The organism is Streptomyces sp. NBC_01622, assembly GCF_045209635.1.
In the GTDB taxonomy this organism is placed as follows: Bacteria; Actinomycetota; Actinomycetes; order Streptomycetales; family Streptomycetaceae; genus Streptomyces.
In genome coordinates this window covers 7,840,037-7,861,613 of sequence record NZ_CP109293.1, presented here as the reverse complement: position 1 = coordinate 7,861,613, position 21,577 = coordinate 7,840,037, and the positions used below count along the sequence as shown (strand labels likewise).

Sequence of the window (21,577 nt, the reverse complement as noted above, 5' to 3'; positions counted from 1 at the left end):
CTCCTCTCATTCACACCGGAACGAAGCCCTGCGGGGCGGGGGACGCACCCCCGCCCCGCAGGGTCGGACGATCACTGATGCCAGACGTATCCCCCGGACGGGACCCACCTGTAGTGCCATCCGAACCACCACCACTGGAAGTGGTAGAACCACATCTCGATGTAGATACCGCGGTTGTGCCCGGCGTCATCGATATGGCTGAGTGCGTACGCGCTCATCGCCAGAATCGCACCGATGACGGCGCAGACCGCTCCGGCCGCAGCGCCGACGAAGCTGACGAAGCTCGCCGCACCCGCTGCCGCGCACACGCCGGCCGCTCCGACACCGTCCCACATGGTGTCGATGAGCATCCGGGTCCGGTACTCGCTGAGGTACAGGTCGCACGTCTTCCAACGGCCGGACCGGGAGCAGTAGATGCCGTTGCGGTTGCCCCGGGTGCCGTCCAGGTCGAAGCCCGTGGTGGGATTCTGATTGACATAGTCGTAGGCGGTGGCAGATCCCTGGAAGACCGGGTCGGTCTGGAGGAAGCGGCCGAGTGACGGGTTGTACAGGCGGGCGCCCATGAGGATGTCGCCCGAGGGCGTCTCGCTGGAGCGCTGCTTGCCGCCCAGCCAGCCATAGCGCGAGGTGCTGGTACCGGTGAGCGGATTGCCGTACTCGTCGGCCACCATCACCAGGACCGGCGTGGCGTTGTCGTTGATGGGCAGCACGATGTTGACGTCACCGTGCAGATTGGTGAGTTGCAGCAGGATGTCGCCCTTCGCCGAGGAGTAGACGGCGCTGAGGTCCCCGGCGATGTCGTTGATGTTGCGCGTGTACGCGCTCGTGCTCTCGCTGGTCCAGGAAGGCGAGTCCGAGGTGCCGTCGTAGTGGTTGGTGCGGGCTGCGGTCTGGGCCCAGCTTCCGGATGTGTTGGTCTCCGACGTGTAGGACCGGTTGCGGCCCAGGGGGTCCAACTGCCAGGTGACGCGGCTCGTGCCGGAGGTCTGCTGATAGGCCAGGTCGTTGGCGTAGTACGCGGTCGTCGTCCCACTCGGCTCAGCGGTCGTGCGACCGAGGGCGTCGTAGGTGTAACCGCTGTCGACCACACGGTCGGCACTGTCGTAACTGTGGCTGACCGTGGTTCCACCGCTGGTGGGGCAGGCCGCCTTGGCGGCGCCGACGGCCGTGGTCAGACCCGTGCGGTTGGAGTCCTTGTCGAAGGCGTAGTGCCGCGTGGTGCAGGTACTGGTCGCGCCGGTGGTGGCGCTGGTGGTGAGGACCGTCTGGCTGACGTCCGAGAGGCGCTCCGCGGCGTCGTAGGCGTACGTGTTGTTGACGCCGAGGCCTCCGGTGGTGGACTGGGCCCGGCTGACCTCCAGCCCGGTTCCGGAGTATCCCGCCTGGTCGGAGAGCAGCACGTTCCCGTTCGCGTCGGTGTAGACCCGGGAGGTGGCCTGCCCGGTCTCGTCCGTGGCGATCTTGAGGGTGATCGATCCCGGCAGGGACTCCGTGCTCACGTTGCCATCGGCGTCATAAGTGGCGCTGAAGGCCCCGGCCTTGGAGTCGGTCTGCGTCGTCGGCACACCGCGCGGGTCTTTGCTGGTGTCGTAGGTGTAGGTGGTGGTCGACGGCGCCGAGTCGCTGGTCTGCGTGGGTCGGTCCAGGGCGTCGTACTGGACGGTGGAGGTGTTCGCGTCCGCGTCGGTCGAGGACATCGCACGGCCGAGTTGGTCGTAATTCATGATGGTCGAGGCGCCGTCCGGCGTGGAGACCTTGGCCTGCAGGCCGTTGCTCGTGTTGTACGTCGTGGTCGTCGTCTGCACGGCCTGGCCGACACCGCCGGAGACCGCGAGTGTGCTCTTGCGGCCTGCCGCGTCGTAGGTGACGGTGGTGCTGCGGGTGACGCCGTTGGCGGTCTGGGTCACCGTGCTCGGCAAGCCGTACAGGTTGTACGTGGTCGTCGTGGTGGCCCGCTGGCTCGGGTTGGAGCCACCACCGGTGATGGCGCCGGCGGGGGCGGTCCGGCAGACCATGTCGGCCCACTCGGGGTGGCCTCCGCAGGGACTGCTTCCGCTGGCGGTGTAGTAGGTGGTCGTGGTGGCACCGGCGTCGGAACCGGTGGAGGACGGCTGGGAGTTGGAGATCACCTTGCCGGCGGAGTTGTACCCCGTCGCGGTGGCGATCGCCAGGCCCGCCGGGTCGACCGTGCTCTTGGTCTCCTGTCCCAGCGTCCAGTCGTAGATGGACTTGGTGGTACGCGTGTCCGCGTCCGTGGCGTAGCCCGCGATGGTGCTGCCGGTGACGGACGTGGTCGCCAGGCCGGACGCGTTCGCGGAGCCGTCGGTGGGACGGCCTTCGTCGTAGGTGTTGTGGGTGTGTGTCCGCGCGGCGACGACGGAGCCGGACGCACGGGCGGCGCTGGTACCTGAGGCGGCCAACGCGTGCTCCAGAGTGACCTGGTGCAGCGGGCCGTAAGTGTCGGTCAGGAGCTGGCCGCTGCTGTCGAGGACGCTCACCGAGGACAGCAGGTTGGCACGCTGCGCGGTGGTCATCGCCGCCAGTCCGAGCACGTTGAGCTCGGTGTTGGTGCTCGCGGCCAGGGCGAGTTCGCGGTTGGCGGCGCTGAGCCGGCGAGCGGGGTGCCCGACAGCGTCGTAGTCGGTGGTGGTGATGTGCCCACCGGGGGAAGCGGTGTTGGACTCGCGCCCGTTGACATCGAGGTAGTGGATCGTGGCGCGGGTGTAGGCGCTGGACGTGAGGTTCCCGGATCCGGTGTTGGAAGTGGGCACCTGGTCGGCGGGGAAGATCGCTGTGCCGTCGGTCGGCGCGTCGGCCTGGGCCAAGGAGGCCACGTCCGAAGCGCCCATCGCGTAGGGGCCCCCCGCCGCGGTGGTGCGGGGCACGTCGTAGACGACCGTGGTGGTTGCCGTGCCGTTGGTCGTCGACGCGGAGCCCGGGGTGAGGGTCGGACGGGAGACGCTCAGCAGACGTCCCGCGTTGGTGTCGCCGTTGGTGCCGGCGGTGCCGTAGGTGAACGTCCAGGGGAGCTGGCCCGGAGGCGTGAGTGTGGCCACCCGGCCGGCCGAGGTGTAGGTGTACGCGGTCACGAGGTTGGGCGTGATCTGCGGGTCCCACACCTGACGGAGGGCACCGGTGGAGTCGTACGCGTACTGGGTGACGACCTTGGACGTCTCCGTACCCGTGGCCGGGTCGGTGGCCCACATGACGATCATGTTGACCTGGCCGGCGTAGTCGCCGAACGTACCGCTGGTCGTGCCCGTCGCCGTGGTCGCCGTGGCATAGCTCAGTTGCAGGACCCGGCAGCCCACTGCCGGCGTCGTCGGGGTGAGGCAGGACGTGTTGGTGTCGGAGATCGCGGACGTGGGCGCGGCCATCCGCGCCAGACGCATCGAAGTGGTGCCGCCGCTGGTCACGGAGTCGAAGCGGTAGCGCACCGAGGTGCCGCTGCCCGCCGGGCTCGACGAAGCGACAGCCCACACACCCGCCGTGGTGGAGGACTTGGCGAAGACCGTCGTCGTTCCCGCGGTGTCGGTCAGCGTGTAGGTGTCCGCGGAGCTGCTGTAGGTCAGTGTGTACGCCTCGGCGCCGGGCTCCGGGGTCCACCCGCTGCTGGTCTTGGTGAACGAGATCTGTGAGCCGGCCGAGCCGACGAGTTGCACGGCGGTGGAGGTCACCGGACGGATCTCGGTGAAGTCCGTCATCGCCGTCGCGGAAGCGCCCGCCAGTTGCCAGCCGGGCCCGAACGGCGCGATCTGACCGGCCGGCGGGGTCCCCTGGGGGGTGCGGGAATCGAGTGTCTGGGCGACCGACATGCCGAAGACGGAGGTCTCCGGGCCGGACAGGGTGTAGTTGCCGGTCGACAGGTTGAGCGTGCCCGGGCCGACCGAGGCGGTGGCGGTCTGGGTGGCCGCGCGGTCCAGGGTGGCGGTGACGGCGGAGGTGTCGTGGCTCGCCGAAGAAGTGTCCGTGAACTCGGCGCGTACCTGGACCGAGCCGTCGTCGCCCAAGGTGCTGGAAACGTCCCAGACGAGCGGGGAGTTGGCACCGCTCGTGACGGCCACCGGCCAGCTGCTCACCGCGTTGCCGCCGGACGTCACGTCGGCGACCGGGATGGTGGTCCAGCTGTCCGTGGCGGATCGCCGGTACTGGAACTTAACCGACTGCCACGTCGACGACGCCGCGGCGGCGGTCAGCGTGACACGCCGCGCGGTCCTGGTGCCGTCGGTGGGCGAGGTGACGGCGCCGTTGCCCGCGTTGAAGCTGTAGACCGTCGATGCGGACAGGTTGCCGGCATTGTCGCGGGTGGAGACGGTCAGGGTGTGCGGGCCGTCCGCGGCCGGGGTGACGCTGACACTCACGGCGCTACCGGTGGTCGCCACGGAGTTCTGTGCCCCGGAGTCGAGCTGCCAGACGACGCCGGAGGTGTCCGTGCCGCCGGAGGGCGGGGTGATGGTGAACGCGCCGCTCTGCCCGGCACCCTTGCCCCAGCCGCCGGAGGGGTAGTCCGTGGAGGCGACCGTCGGCGCGCCGGGCTTGGTGGTGTCGATCGTGAAGACCAGTCCGCTGGGGACGGTCTGACGCGACCACAGGGAGCCGTCGTACCCGTAGGGCCACGCGGTGTAGGTGTGGCCGTTCACCAGGGTTCCGGACGGGACGGAGGCGCTGGAGATGCCTCCGGAGGCGGTCCAGCTGCCGTTGAGGTTGGAGATGACCTTGGTGTTGGCGCCACCGGTGGTGTCGTAGACGTTCCACTGGGCCATGACGTTGCCGCCGTCGGCGTCGCTGACGGTCGACTGGAGCTGCGGGGTGGTCGTGTTGGTGTAGAGCGTCGTGGTGGAGCCGGAGACCGAGGAGACACCGGGCGCCACGGTGGGGGCGGACGGCATCGGGTACGAGTTGTACGTCACCGACAGGTAGGGCACGTTGGCGGAGGCGTTGGCGGAGTAGAAACGCTTCCAGCTGTTGCTGTCCGTCTCGTCGGACGCCTCCAAGCCCATGTAGGCGACGTCGTAGCCGTTGTCACCGGCGTACTGGAGGAAGGTCGAGGGGTCGATGGAGACCCAGCCCTCCGCGCTGGAGGTGGTGCAGTCGCTGGAGTAGCCCTTGGTCTGGGAGGTCGTGGCGTACTTCGACTTCCAGACCGGCTGGTTCGACCAGACCGTGTCCGTGGAGGACTCTCCGGACTCCCAGAGTTCCCACGGCGACTGGACGCAGCCACCGGCCCAGTACTCGTACAGGTTCAGCGACGAGGACAGGATCTGCGTGTTGTCGAGCTGGAGGACCGGGAACTCCAGGAACGAGCGGGCGATGTCCGTGCCGCTGTCGTAAGTGCCGACCTTCAGGTCGGTGGAGGTGTACTCGGGGGCCGTGTCGGTGTTCTCCACGAACGTGTCCAGCAGGGGAGAAAGACTCGTGGAGGGGTCCACCGTGACCGGGTACTGCGTGTTGGGGTCGGCCAGGAACTTCGCGTCCGGGGTCAGGGTGAGATTCACCGTGTCACCGGACTGGGACATCGTCATCTTCACCCGGGCACGGTGCGGGTGCTCCAGGGACTTGGCGTCGACCTGCGCGTCCCACATCACCGGCGCCGGTATGGTGCCGACGACCTTGTGGTGGGCATCGGTGAAGGTGATCGAGCCGTTCTTGCGCTGCTTGGCCGTCAGTCCCTTCGCGGAGACGGGAATGGTCACCGTGTAACCGGTCTTGGGGCGCGACTTGAGGATCACGTTCTCCTCGAAGCCGGTCCGCGTCGCCTGTACGGTCACATCCGCGCCCGGTGTCACGTTGGCGTAGGTGGCGGTGGTGCCCTTGAGGGACGGCTTGGGAAGCGTGCCCTTCCAGCCAACCGCTAGCCGATGCTTGCCCGATCCCATGCCGGCCAGCACGGCATTCTTGCCACCGGGCGCGAGAACCAAGGCATTTGGCTGGGCCTTGGGCGCCACATCGCCATCGGCATTCATATGCAGGGTTGTATCGACATCAACCCATTTCCCGGCTCGCTCGAAGCGGATCGGCGCCGCATATGACCGGGTGGTCACTGTGCCATTCGGATTTGCCCAAGTGGTGGTCTTGGCCGTGAGTTGGTCGAGAATCTCGACCTTGCGTTTACGCAGTCGGGCTGTGGCGAATGCCGACGCTGCGTCAGGAGCCGAGAGCGGCCCGGCAGAGGCGGAGCGGGACTTCGCCGCCGAAGTGGTGCGCGCCTTGTGCGCGGAGACGGCGAAGGCTTGTCCTGTGGTCGAGAGCGTTACGGCCGCTTCGGTGACGAGCAACAGCACCAGCGTAGTTGCCGTTGCCACCTGCCGAGGTGAGACCAGGGGTCTGCCGTTGGGTCTTCTCCGGAAAGGGCCTATGCGACTGGTCCTCACGGGACTCCTCTGATATGTCAGGGCGCATGCGGCGCCCAGAATCACACAAGAGATACCGGCCGGGATCTTCACGGTCTAGACACATTTCAGGCCACCAAAGCTGATCAATTACGACGAAAAATGATCGCCGAGCCAATATGCGCACTCGGGTGGCAATTAAACCCAAAGCGTTTGGTCGCATGGGGTCAAAAAATGCACGCTCGGAACCAAGGGCGGATCATCGTCAGGTCATGGTTGAGCAAAGACACTCTCCTGAAGCCGTGGTGAGGATGCGTCAGAGAAATCCGTGGCATGCATGACCCGGGGCCACGGACTCTGGCTCCTTGACGGATCGCCCACACCCAGCGTCCTGGCGATAGCGGCCGCACGCCGTGCCCATCACTCCCGTTACTGAGCTTGAACTCATGAAGTCGTTGGGGTGAGGGATAGTCCGGTTCCGGCGAGGCATCCGTCGATGAGGTGGGGGCGGTACTGGATGGTGCGGAGGCCGTGCCGGATGGTCTGGATGAGGTGTTCGGGGGTGGTGAAGGCGGTGTTGGACAGCCATCCACGCCGTAGCAGTGACCAGATGCCCTCGACCGGGTTGAGGTCCGGTGCGTAGGACGGCAGCTGGTAGACGGTGAGCCAGTCCCGTCCGGCGGTGAACTGCCGCATCCCGGCGGCGAGATGGACGTTGAGGTTGTCCCAGACGAGCACGATCGGGCCGCCGAGCTGCTGGTGGGCGGTGATGAGCAGGTCGCGGTAGTCGGTCCAGGCGAAGCTCTTGCGTCCGTCGCGCCGGCCGTCGTCGCGGCGCGGCCGGTAGATCAGCCGGGACCGTTCTCCTGCCTTGTAGCAGGTCAGTGCGGCGATTGAGATGCGACGGCGGGAGCGGCCACGGACCCGGATCACCGGAGTGCGTCCGCGTCGGGCCCAGGTGCGGGCGATCGGCGGCGTCATCGAGAAGCCGGACTCGTCCTCGAAGACGATCCACGCGTCGAGCGCCGCCGCGGTCCTTCCACCTGCGGCCAGGTCTCCTTCACCCAGCCGGTGACCTTCTCCTCGTCACGTTCGACGGCTCTCCTTGCCGGGATCTGGCAGGAGTAGCCGTGCCGGATCAGCAGCTTGCGCACCCCTTGCAGGGTGTAGCTCTTGTGGAACCGACGGCCGATCACGGTCTTGATCCGGGAGAGCGTCCACCGCTGGTCCGGCCACCCGTGTGCCACCGGCCCCTTGGCCAACTCCGCCTCCAACTGCACGAACTGGGCCTCACTCAGCCGCGGCGGCGAGGCCGAACCCGCCGACCGAAGCGCCCGAGGACCGCCCTTGTCCCAGGTCCGCCGCCACCGCTGCACCGACCGGACACTGACCCGTAACTCCTTCGCGATCACCGAAATCGGCTCACCCGCAGCGAACCCATCGGCCGCCCTCAACCGGATCTCCTCGCGGAACTGCCGACGCTCGTCCGACAGACCGCCACCCTGCGCATACCTCATAAGAGACGGCGTACCGCGAGGATCAAGCCTTGTCAGCGGCTACGACAACCCGAGTTCAAGCTCAGTAGCCTGTACTCATGCCCCGCTACGAGTACCGCTGCCGCACCTGTGGATCCACGTTCGAACTGAGTCGGCCGATGGCGGAGTCCTCCGCGCCGGCGTCATGCCCCTCGGGGCATGACGACACAGTGAAGCTTCTGTCGGCCGTGGCGGTGGGCGGTACTACGTCCGCCCCCGCGGCCGGAGCTGGTGGCGGGGGCGGCGGTTGTTGCGGCGGGGGCTGCTGCAGCTAGGCAAGGCCTGTGCGTTATTGGCAGCGGGTGCTTCGTGGCTGGTCGCGCCCACGCGGCGGGGCCGCAAATCGATACAGCCCCGCGCCCCTAGGGGGTTGTCGGGTGCGTCGCTCGCAAGAACTCCCGCAGGATGCGCTCGCCCGCCAAGACCCCCCGCTCGGGTAGGGCGGTGACCTGTGGGGCGGTCCAAGCCTCGTCTGCCAGTTCGCCGTGGCCCGGGCGCCAGCTCTTGTCGGCCGCCAGCAGCAGGTCGGCGTCGAGGAGGGAGTCGCCAGCTGCGAGGGTCAGGGTTGCGCCTGTGCGGTGGGCCACCTCTCGCATGGCGGCGCTCTTGGTAAGTGGCTTCGGTACGGCGTAGATCTTGCGGCCCTGGAGGGAGACCGTCCAGCCACGGTTCTCCGCCCAGACCGCGAGTTCCTTGACCCACTCCTCGGGGAGGAGTTCGCGCTCTACGACGAGGTAGGCGAAGAGGTCCTCGGCCACGCGGTGCTTGCGTACCCAGGCCGGGTCGGCGGAGTCGGCCAGGTACTGGCGGACCTCCTCCAGCGGCGCGCACTCGGCGGCCAGCCTCGCCTGCACCCCGACGTGCCAGTCCTCGTCGGTCGCGCCGTCGACCAGGAGGTGGCCGCCGTTGGCGCAGATCGCGAACTTCGGCTCCGGGCCGGGCAGGCTGATGCGCTGGTACTGCTTGCGGGTGCGGGTGGTGGTCGGCACGAACACGGCCGCGTCGCCGAGTTCGGTGAGCAGTCCGGCCGCCGTCTCCGTCATGAAGGACAGCGGCTTGCTCTCGTGCACCTCGACACAGAGCAGCCGGGGCGCCCGCGCGTCCGGCATGGTCAGGGCGAGGGCGGCCGAGGAGTAGATGAGCGTACGGTCGAGGTCGCTCGCGACAAGCACCGGCATCAGACCGCCACCGCCTTGCCGTCGGCACCGGTCGCACCGCGCGTGTACTTGGGGTGGATCAACCCCACGCAGGTGTACGGCAGTTCGGCCACTTCCTCGACGGGCACGCCTCTCTGCTCGGCGAGCAGTCTGACGTGGTCGAGGTCGGCACCCGCACCGGCCCGCGCGAGGATCTTCCAGGGCACCCGGCGCAGCAGCACCCGGGTGGTCTCGCCGACGCCGGGCTTGACGAGGTTCACGTCGTGGATGCCGTACTCCTCGCTGATCCGCTCAACTGCCGCCCAGCCCTCCCAGGTTGGGGTGCGGTCGGCGGCCAGCAGTTCCTTGGCGAGGGTCGCCACGGCGTCCGTGACGTCCGGGAAGCGGGCGGCCACGGCGTCCAGGAACTCCACCGAGACGTCCGCGCCCGCGAGTTCGCGGTAGAACTTCGCGCCGTGGAAGTCGTGCGGGCCGACCAGGTCCGAGCGCAGCACCGTGCGTGAAATCAGCCCCGACACGGTCGAGTTGAGGCAGGCGGAGGGGATGAGAAAGTCCTCGCGGGTGCCGTACGTCTTCACGCACGAGCCGGGGTCGGCGAGCACCGCGATCTCCGGGTCGAAGCCGGTGATGCCGTCGGACTCCTCGAACTCCCTGATCGCGTCGGCGAGTTCGCGGGTGATGGCGCCCTTGCCGGTCCAGCCGTCGACGAACACGACGTCGGCGGGGTCGTGGTGGGCGGCGAGATAGCGCAGCGCGTTGGCGTCGATGCCTCGGCCGCGCACGATCGACACGGCGTAGTGCGGCAGGTCGAGACCGTGGCGGTACTGGGCCCAGCGGCGCATCAGGACGCCGACGGGGGTGCCGGCGCGGGCGAGCGAGACGAGCACGGGGTGCGGTGAGCGCTCGGCGAGGACCAGTTCGGTGACTGCCCCTACCGCCAGCGCGAGTCGTCCGGCGGCCTCGTCCAGTGCGGTGTGGAACAGCTCCTGGTACTGCTCGCTCGGCTGGTACTCCACCGGCAGCGACTCCGCGTAGTGCGCGCCGCCGCTCTGGATGGCCTCCTCGCGCTCCTCGGTCGGCGCCTCCAGCGTCACGTCCGAGAGATCCTGGAGCAGCCAGCCGACCTCTTCCGGCGCGTACGAGGAGAAGGCGGGGCCGCGGAGGGGCTCGGGCAGCATGGGGGGCCTTTCGGGGACGTACGAGGGGACCACCGCGAGGACGACGTGCGGGGTGTGTGCGGCCAACTCGGCCAGCAGGCCGTGCAGTTCGGGAGTGTCCCCGCGGGAGTCGACCACCGCGACCACCGCGTCGAAGCCGGCGCCGGCGATGTTGTAGGCGTAGCGGTCGCCGGGGCCGTCGGCGGGGGTGTCGTGGGCGGGGAAGGTGAGGCGGGTGCGGATCGCGTAGCCGGGGTCGTCGACCGCGAGGACGGGGGAACGGGTGGTGGTGGAGTAGGTGACGTCGGCGTCGACTATCTGCTCCAGTTCGCGGGCGAGTCTCAGGGGGGCGTACATCAGCTCTTCGAAGCCGAGGATGTGTACGCGGTGGGCTTCTGGGGGGAGCGCCTCGGCCAGGCGGGCGGCCATGGCTGGGAGAGCGGCCTCCAGTCGTATTCGGTGGGCGGGGGTGAAGCCGTGTCTTCCGCCGTCGGGGAGGTTGTGGGGCCAGCGGAGTTCGACTCTGGTGGTTCGGTTGTGGGTCGGGTGCGGGTCGGTGGGGGCCGGTCGCGCCCCGCGGCGGAGCCGCATATCGACACTGCGCCGCGCCCCTGGGGAGTTGGGGGTCGGGCTGTTTTCAACGCCCTGGTCTTTGGCTTTTAGGGGCGCGGGGAACTGCGCGGCCAGCCCAGACGGCGCTGCGGACGACGAACCACCTGTCCCGGCACCCCCTGCCTCGTACCGCGCCACCAACTCCTGCCCTTTCTCCAGCACCCCCGCCGGCAGGCGAACCGTGCCCGAAGCCGCTGCCACCAGGTCCACCCTCGCGCCTATTTCCGCCGCGAACTCCTCCAACCGCCCCGCGTCCGCCGCCGACCGCATGTCGACCAGGGCCACCACCACGTACCGGTCCCTCGGGCAACGCCCATGCAGGTCGCGGATCGTGTTGAGGACCGTGTTGCCAGTGGAGAACTCGTCGTCCACCAAGACCAAGGGGCCCTCGCCGGCCAGCAGCGCGGGGTTCTCCGGCAGCAGGAGGTGGGAGGTCGCGTGGGAGTGGGACTCCTCGAAGCCGCCTGCCGTGGCCACGCCGGGGACCGGGCGGCGGGTGGAGTGGAGGTAGGGGGCGACGGCGATGCCGTCGGCCACCGCGTGGCCCAGGCCCGTCGCGGTTTCCGCGTAGCCGAGGACCACCGCTCGGCGGGACTCCTCGGGGCCCAGCAGGTCGCGTACGCGGTGGCCCAGGGTGAAGCCGTAGCCGTAGACGATCGACGGGGACTGGGGGACGTGTTTGCCGAGCACGTTCGAGACGAGGAGGTGGGCCCGTTTGGGGTTGCGGCGGAGGGCCAGGCCCAGGAGGCCGGTCAGTTCGGGGTCGCCGAGGAGTTCGACGCCGAGTCGCTCCGCGACCCAACTGCCGGACCAGACCTCGTTGTTCACTGCCTTGTTCATGCGTCCCTTGCGATTCAGCCGGGGATTCCGGCGGCGAGCAGCTCCACGAAGCCGACGTCCTCGCGGGCGACGCCGAAGATCTCGGAGCGCAGCATGGTCCGCTCGGCCCAGGCGCGGTGCGGCTTCACCTCGTTCATCTTGTTCGTGTACGCCGAGCGCAGCACGCCCCCGCCGCCCCGCTCGGGGCGCAGGATGTCCTGCGCGTCGCAGAACTCCTCGTGGCTGACCACGGACAGCGCGTGCACGGGCAGCACGTGCGTGGGGTGGATGCAGGTCTTGCCCATCAGCCCGTTGGCCTGGTCGAGGGCGATCTCGCGCAGCAGCCCGTCCATGGCGTGCTCGATCAGCGCCTCGCGCAGCTCCTCGGCCTGCCCCTCCAGGAAGGGGCTGCGCCGCAGCTGCGGCTTGAACATGCGCTCCTGGACCCGGAAGTACTCCCACACCGGGCCGGTCACCGTGAAGCCGGTGCCGTCGGCGCGGCCCAGCATGTTCACCACGTCGGCGATCACGGAGGCGACGATCTGGACGTCGTAGGCCGTCATGTCGGAGGCCCGGCGCAGGCCGTACGAGGAGCAGAAGTCGGTGACGCCCAGGCGCAGGGCGAGGACGCGGTCGCGGTACTTGTCGACCGCGCGGGAGATGCCCTCCAGGGTCTCGACGCGCGACTCGCGGTAGAGCAGCTCGGGCGACTCCAGGACCGGCATGCCGAACAGGCGGTGGCCGCTCGACACCTCCGCGGCGGCCAGCGCCTCCAGGAAGGGCATGCCGCGCTCCTCGGTGAACTTCGGCATCACGAAGCCGGAGAGGAGTCGTACGGCCGGGCCCATGCGGCGGACGAGATCGGGGATCTGCTCGGGCACGCGGACCCGGACGAACAGCAGCGGGAGCTCCGCGTCGGGGCGGGCGGCCAGCTCGGTGAACTGCTGGACCAGGTTCTCCTCGGCGGCCGGGACGTCCTCGTCGCCGATCGAGTCCTCCAGGCACAGCACCATCGACACGACGCCGCGTCCGGCCAGCTTGACGATGTCGTCGGCGAGCCGGGGCCGGGTGGCCGGGCTGTAGAGCGTGGCGCCGAGAGCGGCGGCGAGCAGCCGGGCCGGGGAGTCCGCGTCGAACTCGCACGGCTCCTGGAAGAAGAGACGCTGCCGCACCTCAGGGGCAATGTGCCCGAAATGACGCATAAAGCTCCCCCGTGGTGACGATGTGAACCGTGAGTGTTTTCGATAGGTGGCCGGTAATAGTACGTACAAACCCATGTCGGGGGTTCCCGCCGGGCATGAACTTCAGGTAACTCGGCCGTGTCGGAGTCCGCACCCCACGTTGTCGTGACCAGGACCGAGAGGGCAGGATGACCGCATGACGCACGCGATGCTGAAGGGGTCGAACGTCCCGCTGGAGGCCACCATGGTACGTGCCGTGCTGCGCTGGACGCCCGGGCAGGGGGGCCCGGACGTGGATGTCTCGGCACTGCTCCTCGGCCCCGCCGGTCGGGTGCGTTCCGACGAGGACTTCGTCTTCTACAACCAGCCCCGGCACCCCTCCGGGAAGGTCTGGCGACTCGGCAAGAAGCGTGTCGCCGAGGGCCCCACCGACACGATCCAGACAGATCTGGCCGGTGTCGAGCCCGAAGTCAGCCGGATTCTGGTGGTCGCATCCGCGGAGGACGAGACCTTCGACCGCGTACAGGGCCTGCGCATCATGCTGTACGACGCCGCCGTCGCCGAGGGTGATCCGCTGCTGTATTTCGACATCAAGCCGGAGACCGGCGAGGAGACCGCGCTGATCTGCGGGGAGCTGTACCGGCGGGGTGAGGGGTGGAAGTTCCGGGCGCTCGGCGAGGGGTACTCGAACGGGCTGCGCGGGCTGGCCATGGACTTCGGCATCACGGTCGACGAGTCGGAGGCGGGGGGCGGACCTGAGGTCTCGCAGCCGTTGCCTCCGGCGGTTCCGGTGCAGGTGCCTCCGGCGGTTCCGGTGCAGTCCGGGTACGGGTATCCGCCGGCGCAGGAGCCGGTGACTCAGCCTGCGTACGGGTATCCGCAGGCGGCTCCTGCGGGGACCTACGGGTATCCCCAGCCTGTGCCTGCGGCGAGTGCGGTGGATCCGGATTTTCGGTTGCCTCCGCAGGGGCCGCAGTTCATTTGAGGGTGAGTGCGTAGTTTTTCGGGTGCGGGCCGGTGGGGGCTGGGCACGCCCGCGCGGCGGAGCCGCAAATCGGCACAGCCCCGCGCCCCTGAAGGGGAGCTATCGCTCCACCTTCGTCTTGTAGCCCCTGCCCCACTGCAGTCCCCAGCCGTACAAGCGGTCCAGCTCCGCCTGGAAGCCGTAGACGAACTTCACTTCCCGGCGGACCACCAGCTCGCCCTTGACGTTCTCGATCATCACCACCGCGCAGGAGCGGGCCTGGGGGTGGCGTTCGTCGAGGCCTATCTCGATGCGGGGGCCGTTGCTGGGGTAGAGGGTGACGATCGCGTGGGTGCGGTCGAAGGCCGGGGTCTGGTCGTAGATGTAGACGAAGACCAGGAGGCGCTTGATCTGGTCGCGGTGGTCGAGGTTGACGTACATCGTCTCGCCGGACGCGGAGCCGAAGCGGTCGTCGCCGCTGAGCTTCACGTACGGGGGTGAGTTGACGTCGCCGAGGAGGCCGCCGAGGGGCTGGACGACGCCCTTGGTGCCGTCCATGAGTTCGTAGAGGCAGCCCAGGTCGAGGTCGACGTTGACCATGCTCTGGCTGTGGCCCATGACCTCGGGCGGCTTGAGGGCCTTGAAGGGGTGGCGCAGCAGGCTGTCCCGCTGGGGGCCGCCGATGTCGGAGGTCCGCATCCGCCAGGTGAGGTTGACGCGCAGGTTGCCGGTGGCCGCGCCCTGTTTGGTGAGCGAGACCTGGTGGTGCCGTTTGGTCAGTTCGATCGCGTTGCTGGCAGCGCTGCCCGAGTCGAAGTCGGCCTCACGCCGCCAGATCCCGTCGAAGAAGCCCATTCCCGCCCCCACGTCCACATCCACGTACCGCATTCCGCATGACAAAGCCGTCGGGGCGACGGACCGAGGGCATGTCCTCTGTCTGCCGCCCCGAACAGAGCGTTCCCTTACCAGGGAGCTTGTCACACCCCGGACGAGACCTCAGTCTTCTCGTCCGAGCCGGCTTTTCCCTCGGCTTCCGCGATCGCGTTGTTGCGGCGGACCGAGGACCAGAAGGACCAGCCGATCAGAATGACGCCGACCAGGCCCGTGATGACCTCGTTGATCTGGTACTGGATGGTGACCATGAGGATCACGGCCAGGGCACCGATCGCGTAGTGGGCGCCGTGCTCCAGGTAGACGTAGTCGTCCAACGTGCCCTGGCGGACCAGGTACACCGTCAGCGAGCGGACGTACATCGCGCCGATACCGAGACCGAGGGCCATCAGGACGATGTCGTTGGTGATGGCGAACGCGCCGATCACACCGTCGAAGGAGAAGGACGCGTCCAGGACCTCCAGGTACAGGAACATGAAGAACGCGGCCTGGCCGGCGAGGACCACCGCCGAGCGCTGCTTGCCGGTGCGCGCGGCCTCTTCCTCCTCCTCGTGCTCCCGCTCCTCCTCTTCTTCGAGCTTGTCCTCGAAGTAGCCGGAGAGTCCGCCGACGATCATGTACGTGATCAGGCCGGAGATACCGGCGATCAGGACCGTCTGCGCCTTGTCCGCGTGGGCGCCGCCGTGCTGGTGGGCGTGGGCCGCGAAGGTGAAGGACGTGATCAGCAGGACGATCAGCGCGATGCAGACCGACAGCATGTCGACCTTGCCAAGCTTGGCGAGCGGGCGCTCGATCCAGCGCAGCCACTGGATGTCCCGCTCCTCGAAGATGAAGTCGAGGAAGATCATCAGCAGGAACATGCCGCCGAAGGCCGCGATCGCCGGGTGGGCGTCGGTGACCAGCTGCTGGTAGTGGTCCTTGTTGTTGAGCGCGAGGTCGACCGCGTCGATCGGGCCGATCTTGGCGGTGACGGCGACGATGACGACGGGGAACACCAGCCGCATGCCGAAGACGGCGATCAGGACGCCCACCGTGAGGAAGATCTTCTGCCAGAAGGCCGACATCTTCTTCAGGATCCCGGCGTTGACCACCGCGTTGTCGAAGGACAGCGAGATCTCCAGAACGGCCAGGATCGCCACGATTCCGAAGGCTTCCCACCCCCCGTAGAACGCCGCCGCGACCAGACCGAGCGCGGTGACCGCGAACGACCAGCCGAAGGTTTTCAGAAGCACTGGCTACCCAATCCCTGTGTGTACGGGTCTCCCCCGCGCCGCACTCGGCTTTACTTAAAATTTGACGTCGAGCACTGAGTCTAGAGGGAGACTTCCCGGACCGGGACAGCCGGTCGGGACCAAGGCCCTTTACGAGACGTTGACCCCGAAGTCCAGCGCGATGCCCCGCAGGCCGGACGCGTACCCCTGGCCGACCGCCCTGAACTTCCACTCGCCCTGGTAGCGGTAGAGCTCGCCGAAGATCATGGCCGTCTCGGTCGAGGCGTCCTCGGAGAGGTCGTAGCGGGCGAGTTCCTGGCCGTCGGCCTGGTTGACGACGCGGATGAAGGCATTGCTGACCTGGCCGAAGGTCTGGCCGCGGTTGTCGGCGTCGTGGATGGAGACCGGGAAGACGACCTTGTCGACGTTGGCCGGGACCTTGGAGAGGTCGACCAGGATCGACTCGTCGTCGCCCTCGCCCTCACCGGTGAGGTTGTCGCCGGTGTGCTCCACCGAGCCGTCCGGGCTCTTGAGCTGGTTGTAGAAGATGAACCACTCGTCCCCGAGCACCCGGCCGCCGTTGCACAGCAGCGCGCTGGCATCGAGGTCGAAGTCGGCTCCGGTGGTGGAACGCGCGTCCCAGCCGAGTCCGATGAGTACGTTCGTGAGGTTCGGTGCTGCCTTGGACAGGGAGACGTTGCCCCCCTTGGCGAGTGTGACGCCCATAGTGCTGGTCCTCCCCGAGGCGATGCTGTGTGAGTTGTCCTGCGCTCCCCCAGAGGGGGACCCCCAGGCGCCGCACGCAAACCGTGCGGCGCCTAGGGGTGAAGCCTGGGGACGTCAGACGTTGACGCCGAAGTCCTGGGCGATGCCGCGCAGGCCCGAGGCGTAGCCCTGGCCGATGGCGCGGAACTTCCACTCCGCGCCGTTGCGGTACAGCTCGCCGAAGACCATGGCCGTCTCGGTCGAGGCGTCCTCGGAGAGGTCGTAGCGGGCGATCTCGGCGCCGCCTGCCTGGTTCACCACGCGGATGAACGCGTTGCGGACCTGGCCGAAGGACTGCTGGCGGTTCTCGGCGTCGTAGATCGAGACCGGGAAGGTGATCTTGTCGACGTCGGCCGGGACCGCCGCCAGGTTGACCTTGATCGCCTCGTCGTCGCCCTCGCCCTCACCGGTGGTGTTGTCACCGGTGTGCTCGACGGAGCCGTCCGGGCTCTTGAGGTTGTTGAAGAAGACGAAGTTGGCGTCGCTCGCGACCTTGCCCGCGCTGTTCAGCAGCAGTGCGCTGGCGTCGAGGTCGAAGTCGGTACCGGTGGTGGTGCGGACGTCCCACCCCAGACCGACGATGACCGCGGTCAGGCCCGGGGCCTCCTTGGTCAGTGAAACGTTGCCGCCCTTGCTGAGGCTGACTCCCACGAGTCCTCCATTGGTGTCCAGGGGCGGGGATGCCCCGTAGTGCGTCGGTATCGGATCAACGTCTCGATCCTAGTGACGGGTTCCCGACCCTCGCAGGCCCTGGAACCTAACAATCACAGGGTGTCGAGCGCCTTCACGTACTCGCCCAGGTCCCGCGCGTCCGGGAGACCGTTGACGATCGTCCAGCGCACGACGCCCTCCTTGTCGATGATGAAGGTGCCGCGCAGCGCGCACCCCTTGTCCTCGTCGAAGACGCCGTACGCGCGCGAAGTGTTGCCGTGCGGCCAGAAGTCGGAGAGCAGCGGGTACTCCAGGCCCTCCTGCTCGGCGAAGACGCGCAGGGTGTGGATGGAGTCGTTGGAGACCGCGAGGAGTTGGGTGTCGCGGTCGGTGAACTGCGGCAGGTTGTCGCGCAGGGAGCACAGTTCGCCGGTGCAGACGCCGGTGAAGGCGAAGGGGTAGAAGAGCAGCACCACGTTCTTGTCGCCGCGGAAGTCGGAGAGCTTCACGGTGGCGCCGTGGTTGTCCTTGAGCTCGAAATCGGGGGCCTTGTCGCCGACCTGGATCGCCATCTCGTCCTGCATCCCTTCGGTGGGGCTGTTCGGGTGAGACCACCCTGGGCCCACCACCCTACGCAGCGATCACGGCATGCGGACGGACGGGCTGGCGTGGCCAGCCCGTCCGGGGTTCGACGATCGAGGTACCTCCGTGGACTACCTCTTGGACTTGGCCGCCTTGGGCGTCACCAGCCGGCTGCCACTCCAGTCCTTGCCCACGCTGACGCTCTTGGCGGCGGAAAGGCCCGCGGTCGTGGCGGCTTCCGAGATGTCGCTCGGCTCGACGTAGCCGTCACGGCCGGTCTTCGGCGTCAGCAGCAGGATGGAGCCGCCCTCCTCGACGTACGAGATGGCGTCCACCAGCACGTCGGTCAGGTCGCCGTCCTCGTCGCGGAACCACAGCACCACGGCATCGGCGACGTCGTCGTAGTCCTCGTCCACCAGGTCGCTGCCGATGACTTCTTCAATGGCCTCGCGGAGTTCCTGGTCTACGTCGTCGTCGTAGCCGATCTCCTGGACCACCTGCTCGGGCTGGAACCCCAGCCTGACGGCAGGGTTCGTCCGCTCCTCCGCGTGGTCCGCGGTCGCGCTCACGGGTTGCCTCCTGATCATGTCTTGATGAATGTCCAGCATCGCGCGTGCGCGAAGCATTGGCCGTAGTCCACACGGACGGACCGGATCGCGCAAGTACCCGGCGATTCGGAACGCCGAAACGGTGACGATCCTGGCCGTGTCGCCGCAACTCCAGGCACGCTATCGCGGCCGCTGGTGACGTACACCACAGCGTTCTGCCCGGTTTGCACGTTTGAGAACCCTCCGAGGGTACGCGACTCGAATGACTTTGCTAAACGAGTCACGGTTACCTCACGGTAGAGATGACGATTGCCGCCCCGCGGTAGACCATGGGGAACGGTGCAGCCCCCTCACCCAGCTCCCTCTGACAGGTAAGGAACAGCGTGGCTTCCGGATCCGATCGCAATCCGATCATCATTGGCGGCCTTCCGAGTCAGGTTCCTGACTTCGATCCCGAAGAGACCCAGGAGTGGCTCGACTCGCTCGACGCCGCCGTGGACCAGCGCGGCCGTGAGCGGGCCCGCTATCTGATGCTCCGGCTGATCGAGCGGGCCCGCGAGAAGCGCGTGGCCGTGCCCGAGATGCGCAGCACGGACTACGTCAACACCATCGCCACCAAGGACGAGCCGTTCTTCCCCGGCAACGAGGAGATCGAGCGCAAGATCCTCAACGCCACCCGCTGGAACGCGGCCGTGATGGTGTCCAGGGCCCAGCGTCCCGGTATCGGGGTCGGCGGCCACATCGCCACCTTCGCCTCCTCCGCCTCGCTCTACGACGTGGGCTTCAACCACTTCTTCCGGGGCAAGGACCAGGGCGACGGCGGCGACCAGATCTTCTTCCAGGGGCACGCCTCGCCGGGCATCTACGCCCGCGCGTTCCTCCTGGACCGGCTCAGCGAGCAGCAGCTGGACGCGTTCCGCCAGGAGAAGTCGAAGGCGCCGTACGGGCTGTCCTCGTATCCGCACCCGCGGTCGATGCCGGACTTCTGGGAGTTCCCGACCGTGTCCATGGGCCTCGGCCCGCTCGGCGCGATCTTCCAGGCGCGGATGAACCGCTACATGGAGGCGCGCGGGATCGCGGACACCTCCAGGTCACACGTGTGGGCGTTCCTCGGTGACGGCGAGATGGACGAGCCGGAGTCGCTCGGCCAGCTGTCGATCGCCGCGCGCGAGGGCCTGGACAACCTGACCTTCGTCGTCAACTGCAACCTCCAGCGGCTCGACGGCCCGGTGCGCGGCAACGGCAAGATCATCCAGGAGCTGGAGTCGCAGTTCCGGGGCGCCGGCTGGAACGTCATCAAGCTGGTCTGGGACCGCACCTGGGACCCGCTGCTGGCCCAGGACCGCGACGGTGTGCTGGTCAACCAGCTCAACACCACGCCGGACGGCCAGTTCCAGACGTACGCCACGGAGACCGGCGCGTACATCCGCGAGCACTTCTTCGGGCACGACCACCGGCTGCGCGCGATGGTCGAGAACATGACCGACGACCAGATCCTGCACCTGGGGCGCGGCGGCCACGACCACCGGAAGGTGTTCGCCGCCTTCGAGGCGGCCAAGGAGCACAAGGGCCAGCCGACGGTCGTGCTCGCGCAGACGGTCAAGGGCTGGACGCTGGGCCCCAACTTCGAGGGCCGCAACGCCACGCACCAGATGAAGAAGCTGACGGTCGCCGACCTCAAGGGCTTCCGCGACCGGCTGCACCTCCCGATCACCGACCAGGAGCTGGAGTCCGGCGCGCCGCCGTACTACCACCCGGGCCGGAACTCGGAGGAGATCCAGTACATGCACGACCGGCGCAACGCGCTGGGCGGCTACGTCCCGACCCGCGTCGTGCGCTCCAAGCCGCTTGCCCTCCCCGAGGACAAGACGTACGCGAGCGTGAAGAAGGGCTCCGGCCAGCAGTCGATCGCCACTACGATGGCGTTCGTACGGCTGCTCAAGGACCTCATGCGGGACAAGGAGATCGGCAAGCGGTTCGTGCTGATCGCGCCGGACGAGTACCGCACGTTCGGCATGGACTCGTTCTTCCCGAGCGCGAAGATCTACAACCCGCTGGGCCAGCAGTACGAGTCGGTGGACCGCGATCTGCTGCTCGCGTACAAGGAGTCGCCGACCGGGCAGATGCTGCACGACGGCATCTCGGAGGCGGGCTGCACCGCTTCGCTGATCGCGGCGGGTTCGGCGTACGCCACGCACGGCGAGCCGCTCATCCCGGTCTACGTCTTCTACTCGATGTTCGGTTTCCAGCGCACCGGTGACCAGTTCTGGCAGATGGCCGACCAGTTGGCGCGCGGTTTTGTACTGGGCGCGACCGCCGGGCGTACGACTCTGACCGGTGAGGGTCTGCAACACGCGGACGGACACTCGCAGTTGCTGGCCTCCACCAACCCGGGCTGTGTCGCCTACGACCCGGCGTACTCGTACGAGATCGCGTACATCGTGCAGGACGGGCTGCGGCGGATGTACGGGCCGGACAGTGAGGACGTCTTCTACTACCTCACCGTCTACAACGAGCCGATCCAGCACCCGGCCGAGCCGGCGGACGTCGACGTCGAGGGCATCCTCAAGGGTGTTCACCGGATCAGCCAGGGCGCCTCGGGCACGGTTCCGGCGCAGATCATGGCGTCCGGTGTGGCGGTGCCGTGGGCGATCGAGGCGCAGCGGATCCTCGCGGAGGACTGGAACGTACGGGCCGACGTCTGGTCGGCGACCTCCTGGAACGAGCTGCGGCGCGAGGCGGTCGAGGTGGAGCGGCACAATCTGCTGCATCCCGAGGAGGAGCAGCAGGTTCCTTATGTCACGCGGAAGTTGAGCGGGGCGGAGGGGCCGTTCGTGGCGGTTTCCGACTGGATGCGGTCGGTTCCTGATCAGATCTCGCGGTGGGTGCCGGGGACGTACCAGTCCCTGGGGGCGGACGGGTTCGGGTTCGCTGACACTCGGGGGGCCGCTCGGCGTTTCTTCCACATCGACGCGGAGTCGATCGTGGTGGCTGTGCTGACGGAGTTGGCCCGGGAGGGGAAGGTCGATCGGTCTGTGCTGAAGCAGGCGATCGATCGGTATCAGTTGCTGGATGTTGCCTCGGCTGATCCTGGGGCTGCTGGAGGAGATGCGTAGTTCGTCGGCTGCGGGTGCGTGGGGGCTGGTCGCGCAGTTCCCCGCGCCCCTGATGGGCG

15 protein-coding genes are annotated in these 21,577 nt (G+C 68.0%); 3 read left to right on the top strand and 12 right to left on the bottom strand.

From position 1 onward, the window contains the following. Positions 1–71 precede the first annotated feature (71 nt). From OH768_RS36340 to OH768_RS36330, 3 genes are all read right to left on the bottom strand, one after another. On the bottom strand, positions 72–5,963 hold the full coding sequence (locus OH768_RS36340; RefSeq protein WP_406460168.1) for an RHS repeat-associated core domain-containing protein: 5,892 nt from the start codon (positions 5,961–5,963) through the stop codon (positions 72–74). 810 nt (positions 5,964–6,773) lie between these two features. Continuing rightward, entirely contained in the window at positions 6,774–7,310 is a 537-nt protein-coding gene (locus OH768_RS36335) for a transposase (protein ID WP_406460167.1), read from the bottom strand. Further along, positions 7,307–7,846 (bottom strand): transposase, encoded by a 540-nt coding sequence (locus OH768_RS36330; protein WP_406460166.1) that lies wholly within the window; start codon positions 7,844–7,846, stop codon positions 7,307–7,309. Before OH768_RS36330 ends, OH768_RS36335 begins: the two co-directional genes overlap by 4 nt. Positions 7,847–7,923: 77 nt before the next feature. Between OH768_RS36330 and OH768_RS36325 the strand changes: the two genes are divergently transcribed. After that, on the top strand, positions 7,924–8,139 hold the full coding sequence (locus OH768_RS36325; protein WP_406460165.1) for a zinc ribbon domain-containing protein: 216 nt from the start codon (positions 7,924–7,926) through the stop codon (positions 8,137–8,139). 87 nt (positions 8,140–8,226) lie between these two features. Here the strand turns inward: OH768_RS36325 and OH768_RS36320 are convergent, their stop codons facing one another. Genes OH768_RS36320 through OH768_RS36310 form a run of 3 tightly spaced genes read right to left on the bottom strand, consistent with a single transcriptional unit; the run spans position 8,227 to position 12,811 of the window. Continuing rightward, positions 8,227–9,042, bottom strand: a complete 816-nt coding sequence (locus OH768_RS36320) for an HAD family hydrolase (protein ID WP_406460164.1) — start codon at positions 9,040–9,042, stop codon at positions 8,227–8,229. Then, positions 9,042–11,630, bottom strand: a complete 2,589-nt coding sequence (locus OH768_RS36315) for a phosphoribosyltransferase (protein ID WP_406460163.1) — start codon at positions 11,628–11,630, stop codon at positions 9,042–9,044. Before OH768_RS36315 ends, OH768_RS36320 begins: the two co-directional genes overlap by 1 nt. Before the next feature lie 14 nt (positions 11,631–11,644). Continuing rightward, positions 11,645–12,811, bottom strand: coding sequence for an HpcH/HpaI aldolase/citrate lyase family protein (locus tag OH768_RS36310; protein WP_406460162.1), 1,167 nt, complete (start codon positions 12,809–12,811; stop codon positions 11,645–11,647). A gap of 175 nt (positions 12,812–12,986) precedes the next feature. Between OH768_RS36310 and OH768_RS36305 the strand changes: the two genes are divergently transcribed. After that, on the top strand, positions 12,987–13,775 hold the full coding sequence (locus OH768_RS36305) for a TerD family protein (protein ID WP_406460161.1): 789 nt from the start codon (positions 12,987–12,989) through the stop codon (positions 13,773–13,775). 99 nt (positions 13,776–13,874) lie between these two features. On the opposite strand, the gene OH768_RS36300 is transcribed toward OH768_RS36305, so the two are convergent. From OH768_RS36300 to OH768_RS36275, 6 genes are all read right to left on the bottom strand, one after another. Further along, positions 13,875–14,609, bottom strand: coding sequence for a Tellurium resistance (locus OH768_RS36300; protein ID WP_359616068.1), 735 nt, complete (start codon positions 14,607–14,609; stop codon positions 13,875–13,877). A 122-nt stretch (positions 14,610–14,731) separates the two neighbouring features. After that, positions 14,732–15,877: a DUF475 domain-containing protein gene (locus tag OH768_RS36295; protein ID WP_406460160.1), complete on the bottom strand. Its 1,146-nt coding sequence runs from the start codon at positions 15,875–15,877 to the stop codon at positions 14,732–14,734. 129 nt (positions 15,878–16,006) lie between these two features. Continuing rightward, entirely contained in the window at positions 16,007–16,582 is a 576-nt protein-coding gene (locus OH768_RS36290; RefSeq protein ID WP_019067108.1) for a TerD family protein, read from the bottom strand. Positions 16,583–16,696: 114 nt separating this feature from the next. Continuing rightward, entirely contained in the window at positions 16,697–17,272 is a 576-nt protein-coding gene (locus OH768_RS36285) for a TerD family protein (RefSeq protein ID WP_019060360.1), read from the bottom strand. Between the two features lie 113 nt (positions 17,273–17,385). Next, complete coding sequence (locus tag OH768_RS36280; protein ID WP_406460159.1) at positions 17,386–17,844, bottom strand: peroxiredoxin; 459 nt, start codon at positions 17,842–17,844, stop codon at positions 17,386–17,388. Positions 17,845–17,985: 141 nt separating this feature from the next. Then, a complete protein-coding gene (locus OH768_RS36275; protein ID WP_019060358.1) occupies positions 17,986–18,423 on the bottom strand; it encodes a DUF3052 domain-containing protein in 438 nt (145 codons plus the stop codon). Between the two features lie 362 nt (positions 18,424–18,785). On the opposite strand from OH768_RS36275, the gene aceE reads away from it, so the two are divergent. Further along, entirely contained in the window at positions 18,786–21,518 is a 2,733-nt protein-coding gene (gene aceE / locus OH768_RS36270) for a pyruvate dehydrogenase (acetyl-transferring), homodimeric type (RefSeq protein ID WP_406460158.1), read from the top strand. The last annotated feature ends 59 nt before the right edge of the window (positions 21,519–21,577 follow it).